Annotated in this window: 1 protein-coding gene; it reads left to right on the top strand. The window is 62.7% G+C overall.

Annotated features, from left to right (window positions below; all coding sequences use genetic code 11):
- Positions 1–162: 162 nt before the first annotated feature.
- A partial coding sequence (locus BLU09_RS38530) for a transposase (RefSeq protein WP_143043256.1) occupies positions 163–421 on the top strand: 259 nt, incomplete at its 3' end.

Here is a 421-nt window from a genome sequence, read left to right as displayed (position 1 = left end):
ATGCCGGAAGGCGTTGAGCACTCTCGGTCCCTTCGTTCCACAGCGCCAAACTTCGAAGTCCCGCTCGCCGTGATGCCGGAAGGCGTTGAGCACACCTGGACTGCACTGGTGTAGCCCCCATTTCGAACGGACAGGTCCCTAACGCATAGGACCAGCCTAGAGATGGACACGAAGGCACTCGAAGTAGAAGTCATCCCACCGGCTCGCCCTGGTCGCCGACGACGCTTCAACGCCGAGGAGAAGCAACGGTTCCTGGCAGAAGCGGAGATGGCCGGGCAGAGCATCTCCTCGGTGGCCCGTCGCTATGGACTGTCGGCGAGCATGTTGTTCCACTGGAGGCGACTGGCGGAGGAGGGCTCGATGTCCAGCCTAGGCGCAGACGAGGCGGTAGTCCCAGAGTCCGAAGTGAAGCGGCTGCAGG

Origin of the sequence: Myxococcus virescens, assembly GCF_900101905.1 — a bacterium.
GTDB classification, from domain to species: domain Bacteria; phylum Myxococcota; class Myxococcia; order Myxococcales; family Myxococcaceae; genus Myxococcus; species Myxococcus virescens.
Note: the sequence above shows the minus strand (reverse complement) of the source record. Positions and strands in the feature narration are given on the sequence as shown.